Annotated in this window: 6 protein-coding genes; 3 read left to right on the top strand and 3 right to left on the bottom strand. The window is 48.3% G+C overall.

Going from position 1 to position 4762, the window contains the following annotated elements:
* Both icd and AC1DUO_RS23415 read left to right on the top strand, forming a co-directional pair.
* On the top strand, nucleotides 1–737 hold a 737-nt coding region (gene icd, locus AC1DUO_RS23420; RefSeq protein WP_477988986.1), incomplete at its 5' end, for an NADP-dependent isocitrate dehydrogenase.
* A gap of 341 nt (nucleotides 738–1078) precedes the next feature.
* The gene (locus AC1DUO_RS23415) at nucleotides 1079–1600 is read left to right on the top strand and encodes an anti-virulence regulator CigR family protein (protein ID WP_119261808.1); all 522 of its coding nucleotides are present in this window, start codon (nucleotides 1079–1081) and stop codon (nucleotides 1598–1600) included.
* A 152-nt stretch (nucleotides 1601–1752) separates the two neighbouring features.
* On the opposite strand, the gene AC1DUO_RS23410 is transcribed toward AC1DUO_RS23415, so the two are convergent.
* On the bottom strand, nucleotides 1753–1950 hold the full coding sequence (locus AC1DUO_RS23410) for a hypothetical protein (protein ID WP_041673231.1): 198 nt from the start codon (nucleotides 1948–1950) through the stop codon (nucleotides 1753–1755).
* A gap of 332 nt (nucleotides 1951–2282) precedes the next feature.
* On the opposite strand from AC1DUO_RS23410, the gene AC1DUO_RS23405 reads away from it, so the two are divergent.
* A complete protein-coding gene (locus AC1DUO_RS23405; RefSeq protein WP_013576208.1) occupies nucleotides 2283–2570 on the top strand; it encodes a hypothetical protein in 288 nt (95 codons plus the stop codon).
* Nucleotides 2571–2638: 68 nt separating this feature from the next.
* Here the strand turns inward: AC1DUO_RS23405 and AC1DUO_RS23400 are convergent, their stop codons facing one another.
* Both AC1DUO_RS23400 and AC1DUO_RS23395 read right to left on the bottom strand, forming a co-directional pair.
* Nucleotides 2639–2854 (bottom strand): hypothetical protein, encoded by a 216-nt coding sequence (locus AC1DUO_RS23400; protein ID WP_013576207.1) that lies wholly within the window; start codon nucleotides 2852–2854, stop codon nucleotides 2639–2641.
* 139 nt (nucleotides 2855–2993) lie between these two features.
* Nucleotides 2994–4634 carry an ABC transporter substrate-binding protein gene (locus AC1DUO_RS23395; protein WP_119261807.1) on the bottom strand — a complete coding sequence of 547 codons (1641 nt, stop codon included), beginning with the start codon at nucleotides 4632–4634 and terminating at the stop codon, nucleotides 2994–2996.
* Nucleotides 4635–4762 lie beyond the last annotated feature (128 nt).

Raw genomic sequence — 4762 nt, 5'->3', positions numbered from 1 at the left:
CTGATAAAGTGATCAAGTTCCTGCAAGAAGAAATGGGCGTGAAGAAAATCCGTTTCCCACAAGAATGCGGTATTGGTATCAAACCTTGCTCCGAAGAAGGCACCAAACGTCTGGTTCGTGCGGCGATTGAATACACCATCACCAATGACCGTGATTCACTGACGCTGGTTCATAAAGGCAACATCATGAAGTTCACCGAAGGTGCCTTCAAGGATTGGGGCTACCAACTGGCGCGCGAAGAGTTCGGCGGTGAGCTGATCGACGGCGGCCCGTGGGTGAAAATCAAGAACCCGAATAACGGCAAAGACATCATCATTAAAGACGTGATTGCGGATGCATTCCTGCAACAAATCCTGCTGCGTCCTGCTGAATACGACGTTATCGCCTGTATGAACCTCAACGGTGACTACATTTCTGACGCTCTGGCGGCGCAGGTTGGCGGCATTGGTATCGCACCGGGCGCAAACATCGGTTCTGATTGTGCACTGTTCGAGGCCACTCACGGCACTGCACCGAAATATGCCGGTCAGGACAAAGTGAACCCGGGTTCAATCATTCTGTCCGCAGAAATGATGCTGCGTCATATGGAATGGTTCGAAGCCGCAGACCTGATCGTCAAAGGCATGGAAGGCGCAATCGCTGCCAAAACTGTGACTTACGATTTCGAACGTCTGATGGAAGGCGCTAAGCTGCGCAAATGTAGCGAGTTTGCCGACGACATGATCGCAAATATGTAATTGCGAAATTGTTGAAATCGACATCGGGGGCATCGCGCCCCCTTTGTTTTTCATCCCTTCAAAAATTCTTCTGCAAAACCCCTGTAAAATCTTCTGCAAACCCAGACTGAAAACACCTGATTTAAATAGTCAGAACCACAAACCTTTCCTGCAGTCTTTGTCCGTGAAAACATGAGAGCTATTTGATTAATAATTTGGGCGATGATCCTGATAAATAATGAGAACAGCGTTATTAAGCTTTACATCGTCTTAAAAATATAAAATAGGAATACATGAGATTGTGAAAGAGCGTTTTCTCACATAGATTTAAAAAGTGTCATTCACCTCAAGGAACAACCATCATGTTTAAGCGTCGCACACTCCAGATTGCTCTGGCGGCGGTTATTTCTCTGACAGTGCTGTCAGCGCCCGTTTTTGCTAATCCCGGGAATGGGAATGGGAATGGGAATAGTAATGGTAACGGCAATAGCAACGGTAATAGCAATGGCAATGGCAATGGCAACGGCAATGGCCACGCCAATAAAGGTCAGGGAAATGGTAAATCATCTGAGCACTCCGGGAATCGCAAAAATTATGGTAAGCCAGACCATGTCTCGTCAGATATAAGCTTCTCACGTGCCCGTTCACTCGCAGTTAACTATGGATTAACCGGATATCAGGCTCTACCACCAGGAATCGCAAAAAATTTAATGCGTGGCAAACCATTGCCTCCGGGCATTGCCAGGAAAGCTGTTCCGGCCTCAATGCTGAACGAGTTGCCGTATTATCCTGGTTATGAATGGCGAGCTGTGGGGGATGATTTAGTTCTCATTGCCCTGAGTACTGCAATTGTCACTACGATTATCAATGGCGTATTTGATTAAAAATGACATAGCATTCTTTTAAGCCTCGCATTAGCGAGGCTTTTTATTTGAACTAATATGAAGATGACGATTAATGGTATCCCGAAAAAGGTCGCTGCTCAGGAATAACCAGAAACTTATTTCATCAGGGGATTCTGCGGCCCTGATGCTGTTTATTTAGCGGTCGCGACCTGCTGTTTTTTAGCTTGTGCTGCGAGATGATGCCCAATAGCGCATCCTGCCACCGCGCCGAGAACAGCGTGATGTTTCAGATGACCGACTACACCCCCCGCCACAGCCCCTTTGAGACATCCTTCTGCCTGAGCAAATGAACTCACTAACATCATGCTGAAAATGGCTGCACTCAACATCGTTTTTTTCAACTGAATTCTCCCAAATGAACACATAGTGCTGTGGCAGAAAATGTCATAACAGCCCCGGTTTGTCATTTTGCTATCTGTAAGCAGGTACTGCTGCTGTTACTTTTCAGATAAGAGAAACTGGTTGCCGACGGCCATGAGTGGCTTATCCCGGTTACATCTGCCGAGGCAGTTAACGGCTCATTGACCAAAGGTTTACTTTATATATAGAAGGCGAGGGACTGCACTTTTTTTAAGTCTGCTAAACTTATATTCAGTAACCGGCGGAGGTCTGCTTTCTCCGCTGTCTCCGGTTATTTCCACCCGTGAAGAAGGATGCTGCTATGACGCATCAAGAGCAATTGCAGGCCCTGATGGTTCGCATTGACGCGCTGGAACAACGTGAAAGACAACTGACTTATGCTTCAAATGCTTATCAGGCGATTTTAACAACATTACTGGGAATACTGGATAAACCAACCCGTGACCGGGTGATCAGCATGGTCGATCAGGCTCATGATGTGGCATATGCCAGAGCTAATCTGGAGCAGAAAGGGAATATTCTGGGCGCTGATGATATCACCCAGCGCATTTTCTTATTTGCGCAGGGACGTGCGGCACAATCTAAGTAGCGACTGACGGATCATTGATAAGTAACTCGTTGCCTGAAAAGGCTGCGAGGTTTTGTTGTGTCGCACAATCAGCAACGCCGGTCGGCTTTGAGCATATTAATCGCTGCACCCAGCATAATACGGCGCTGGACCCCCGTCGCGCAGGCCAGTTGCTCGTCGAGATAATTAATCAGCGCATCGGCACTCAGAGGTTCTCCTCTGTGGCGCATCTTAATGACACCATCACCGATAATACGCGCGACTTCATCCCAGAGCGGTTGGATCTCACTTTCCGAGAATTTCATAACGGCTCCCGTTTGTGTGATTTACGTACAATCTATCATCTGGGCGGCGCGTGGCAAGTGGGTTAGAGGAAGAAGGGCGGTGCGTAGCATTTGAAAAGCCTCTCCTCAGGCAGTCACGCCGCAAGGAGAGGAAGGCAGCTTAATGCTTAATTACATACAAATCTTTGGTATAAATGTAATTGAGCAGGCTGTCGTTGAAACCACCCACATAGGGTTTGACCAGACGGGCGCTGACGTAGTGATACAAAGGAATGACCGGCGACTGCTCGGTTAACACCTGTTCCGCCTGCTGATAGGCTTTGCCCACACCCGCTTTGTCCGTGGCTTTTAACGCATCATCCAGTGCCTTATCGTAGGCGGCATTGCTGAATTTTGGCGTGTTCTCGCTGTTACCCGTGCGCAGGGTATTCAGAAAAGTGGACGGCTCGTTATAGTCTGCAATCCACGCATAACGCACCACTTCATATGTGCCCTGATGCATGGTATCCAGCATGGTTTTCCATTCCTGATTCTGTAAAACAGCATCGACGCCCAGATTCTTTTTCCACATTGATGCGGCGGCAATYGCAATGCGCTGATGCGCTTCAGAAGTGTTATACAGCAGGTTGAATTTCAGCGGATGGTTCGGACCGAAACCTGCTTCTGTCAGCAACTTTTTAGCTTCTTCGTTACGCTGTTCCTGTGTCAGGCTGGCCTCTTTAGGTTTGGCGAAAGTAAAACCGCCGGTGTTATCCGGAGAAAGATGCCAGGCTGGCGTTTGTCCCTGACCCATGACTCTATCGGCAATGATTGACTTATCAATCGCCAGATTCAGCGCTTTACGCACGCGAACATCGTTAAACGGTGGCTTCTGCGTGTTCATTGCATAGTAATAAACGGCCAGATAAGGGCTGACATGGACTTGCGAACCCAGCTCTTTTTTCAGCGATGCAAACAGCGGGGAAGGGACGGTATAAGTAATGTCGATTTCACCGGCTTTATAGCGGTTAACGTCCGCAGTCCCCGAAGCGATCGGTAAATAAGTGACTTTGTTGATGACAGTATGTGCGTTATCCCAGTAGTTCGGGTTACGGACAGCCGTGATGCGTTCGTTAACCGTCCATGTATCAAGCTTAAACGGACCGCTGCTGATCAGATTGCCTGGCTGAGTCCACTTATCGCCGTATTTCTCCACATCTGCCTGACTGATCGGGGAGAGAGAAGGGTGTGCCAGCATACCAAGGAAATAGGAAAGCGGTTGATCCAGGGTAATTTCCAGCGTCTGCTTATCCAGCGCTTTGATGCCCAGTTGCTCAGCAGGCTTTTTGCCGTTGATGATGTCGCCGGCGTTCATTACATGCATACTGCTAAGATAGGTTTCATAAGGTGAAGCCGTTTTCGGGTCTATAAGGCGTTGCCAGCTGAAAATGACATCCTGCGCGGTGATGGGCGAACCATCAGACCAGACGATTCCAGGGCGCAGATGGAAAACCCAGGTTTTGTTATCTTTAGTTTCCCAGCTCTCCGCCAGAGAAGGTTGCGCATTGCCTTTGTTATCTACCGTGACCAGTCCGGCAAAAAGATCGCTGAGGATATTGAATTCAACGTCGCTCTCCACTTTGTGCGGATCAAGTGACGCGGGTTCGCTACCGTTGTTGCGGACAATTTCCTGTTTGGCTGCCAGTTCAACACCTGCGGGAACGGTCGCAGCGTAGGTAGCAAAAGAAGCCATGAAAGAGCCGGAGAAAAGGAGTGCGAGAGGAAGTTTTTTGAAGCACCCATAAGTTTTACGTATCGTCATTGCCATTTCCTGCCCTGTCAATATGGTTAAATATCAATGAGTAACAGGGTATTCATACCGTTCTTCGAACACTTTGGCAATCGTTATGGCATTTTTTGTCGCGCTGTGTGAATGCTGACACAAATGTT

This window comes from Rahnella sp. P4_A8 (genome assembly GCF_056402435.1).
Note: the sequence above shows the minus strand (reverse complement) of the source record. Positions and strands in the feature narration are given on the sequence as shown.